The organism is Pseudomonas sp. 18.1.10, assembly GCF_024655625.1.
Taxonomy (GTDB): domain Bacteria; phylum Pseudomonadota; class Gammaproteobacteria; order Pseudomonadales; family Pseudomonadaceae; genus Aquipseudomonas.
On the sequence record NZ_JANLGL010000393.1, the window covers coordinates 1 to 2,785 of the forward strand.

At 62.0% G+C, this 2,785-nt stretch carries 3 protein-coding genes; all 3 read left to right on the forward strand.

Features of this window, described 5'->3' with window-relative positions:
- Positions 1-119 precede the first annotated feature (119 nt).
- Positions 120-1,715 carry a GMC family oxidoreductase gene (locus NUV89_RS29015; RefSeq protein WP_257784021.1) on the forward strand — a complete coding sequence of 532 codons (1,596 nt, stop codon included), beginning with the start codon at positions 120-122 and terminating at the stop codon, positions 1,713-1,715.
- A 103-nt stretch (positions 1,716-1,818) separates the two neighbouring features.
- Positions 1,819-2,298 (forward strand): pantetheine-phosphate adenylyltransferase, encoded by a 480-nt coding sequence (gene coaD, locus NUV89_RS29020; RefSeq protein ID WP_003176711.1) that lies wholly within the window; start codon positions 1,819-1,821, stop codon positions 2,296-2,298.
- A gap of 152 nt (positions 2,299-2,450) precedes the next feature.
- A complete protein-coding gene (locus tag NUV89_RS29025; RefSeq protein WP_017734768.1) occupies positions 2,451-2,702 on the forward strand; it encodes a YfhL family 4Fe-4S dicluster ferredoxin in 252 nt (83 codons plus the stop codon).
- Positions 2,703-2,785: the final 83 nt, after the last annotated feature.

The following is a 2,785-nucleotide window of genomic DNA, read 5'->3' on the forward strand; positions in this document are numbered from 1 at the left end:
AGCGGTGCATCAGTGAAGAAGGCAGTGACTGACCCACCGCCTTCGCGAGCAAGCCCGCTCCCACATTTAGATTGCAACTTCGTAGCGACCGACACCTATAACAACAAGAGTGCATTCCTATGCCCGTACCCGATCTGTTCCGTGAAGGCCTCGCCCGTGGCTGGAAAACCCATAACGGCGCCGCCCTCGACAGCGACCTCACCCTGGAAGCCGACGTCGCCATCATCGGCAGTGGCGCCGGCGGCGGCACCACCGCCGAGATCCTCAGCGCCGCCGGCTACAAGGTGTTGCTGATCGAAGAAGGCCCGCTCAAGACCAGCAGCGATTTCAAGCTGCTGGAGGACGAGGCCTACACCAGCCTGTACCAGGAAGGCATCGGCCGCATGAGCAAGGACGGCGCGATCACCATCCTGCAAGGCCGGGCCGTGGGCGGTACCACGCTGATTAACTGGACGTCGAGTTTTCGCACGCCGGACGCCACTCTTTCCCACTGGGCCAGCGAATACGCGGTGAAGGGCCACAGCAGCGCCGAGATGGCGCCGTGGTTCGAAAAAATGGAGCAACGCCTGGGTATCGCGCCGTGGGCCATGCCGCCCAACCCCAATAACGACGTGATCCGCAAAGGCTGCGAAAGGCTTGGCTACAGCTGGCATGTGATCCCGCGCAATGTGCGTGGCTGCTTCAACCTGGGGTATTGCGGCATGGGCTGCCCGGTCAACGCCAAGCAATCGATGCTGGTGACCACCATCCCATCCACCCTGGAAGCCGGCGGCGAGCTGCTCTACCTGGCCCGCGCCGAACGCCTGAAATTCAGCGGCGACACCATCAGCAGCCTGGAATGCGTGGCCATGGACGCGCTGTGCGTGGCGCCCACCGGCCGCAAGATCACGGTGAAAGCCAAGCACTACGTGCTGTCCGGCGGCGGTATCAACAGCCCGGCACTGCTGATGCGCTCAGACGCCCCCGACCCGCATTCGCGGGTGGGCAAACGGACCTTTTTGCACCTGGTGAACTTCTCGGCGGGGCTGTTCGACGAGGTAATCAACCCGTTCTACGGTGCGCCGCAGTCGATCTATTCCGACCACTTTCAATGGCAGGACGGCACCACCGGCAAAATGTCGTACAAGCTCGAAGCTCCGCCCCTACATCCCGCGTTGGCCAGCACCCTGCTGGGCGGCTATGGCGAACAGAACGCCCTAGACATGAGCCAACTGCCCAACACCCACGCCATGCTCGCGCTGCTGCGGGACGGTTTCCACCCCGACAGCCCCGGCGGCACCGTGGATCTGCGCGGCGACGGCACGCCGGTGCTCGACTATCAGGTCTCGGACTACGCCTGGGACGGCCTGCGCCGGGCCTTCCACAGCATGGCCGAGATCCAGTTCGCGGCGGGCGCCAAGTCGGTCAAGCCGCTGCACCACGATGCGCGCTACGTGAAAACCCTGGGCGAAGCCCGCGCAATGATCGACGACCTCAACCTGGAACTGCACCGCACCTGCCTGGGCAGCGCCCATGTGATGGGCGGTTGCGCCATGGGCGAAGACCCGAAAAACGCGGTGGCCGACAGCCTCGGGCGTCATCATCAATTGCGCAACCTGTCGATCCACGACGGCTCGCTGTTCCCCACCAGCATTGGGGCCAACCCGCAATTGTCGGTGTATGGATTGACCGCACAACTGGCGACCGCCTTGGCCGAACGTCTGAAAACAGCGTGAAAAAACAGCAGATACGCGGCGTCTATCTACATAAGTCGACTTGGCCGACCGGGATGGCTGCGATACCATCCGGTTCCCCAACGGACTCCGCCAGGACGACGCGATGAACCGAGTGTTGTACCCAGGTACCTTCGACCCGATTACCAAAGGCCATGGCGATCTGGTCGAACGCGCCTCGCGCTTGTTCGACCATGTGATCATCGCGGTCGCAGCCAGCCCCAAGAAAAACCCGCTGTTTCCCCTGGAACAGCGCGTGGAACTGGCGCGTGAGGTCACCAAGCACCTGCCCAACGTGGAAGTGGTGGGCTTTTCCACGCTGCTTGCGCACTTCGCCAAAGAGCAGAACGCCAATGTGTTCCTGCGCGGCCTGCGCGCGGTGTCGGACTTCGAATACGAATTCCAGCTGGCCAACATGAACCGCCAACTGGCGCCGGACGTGGAAAGCCTGTTCCTCACGCCGTCGGAGCGTTATTCGTTCATTTCCTCGACGTTGGTCCGTGAAATCGCCGCTTTGGGCGGAGATATCACCAAGTTCGTCCACCCAGCCGTGGCCGATGCGCTGACGTTGCGTTTCAAGAAGTAACACTCACTGTGGCGAGGGCGCTTGCTCCCTCGCCACAGAGGCTGCGCTCGTCGCTAGTGTTTGCCACAGGCTCGCACTGCGGGCGCCAATGCGGCACAATTGCGCGCATTAGTTTTCAGATGCCCTGGCTGACAGCCCTGGCAGGAGTTTCCATGTCCCTGATAATCACCGACGATTGCATCAATTGCGACGTCTGCGAACCCGAGTGCCCGAACGCTGCCATCTCCCAGGGCGAAGAGATCTACGTGATCGACCCGAACCTGTGCACCCAGTGTGTCGGCCACTATGACGAACCGCAGTGCCAGCAGGTCTGCCCGGTGGATTGCATTCCGTTGGATGAAGCGCATCCGGAGACGGAAGAGCAGTTGATGGATAAGTACCGCAAGATTACCGGTAAGGCCTGAGGTTATTTAGCGCCTGCCAGGGCCTCTTCGCGAGCAAGCCCGCTCCCACAGTTGACCGAGTTCCAACATGGGAATGCGGTCGA

What these genes read in the sequence shown, in the direction of transcription:
- coaD (WP_003176711.1), top strand. Translation starts at nt 1,819, where the DNA reads ATGAACCGAGTGTTGTACCCAGGTACCTTCGACCCGATTACCAAAGGC.
- NUV89_RS29015 (WP_257784021.1), top strand. Translation starts at nt 120, where the DNA reads ATGCCCGTACCCGATCTGTTCCGTGAAGGCCTCGCCCGTGGCTGGAAA.
- NUV89_RS29025 (WP_017734768.1), top strand. Translation starts at nt 2,451, where the DNA reads ATGTCCCTGATAATCACCGACGATTGCATCAATTGCGACGTCTGCGAA.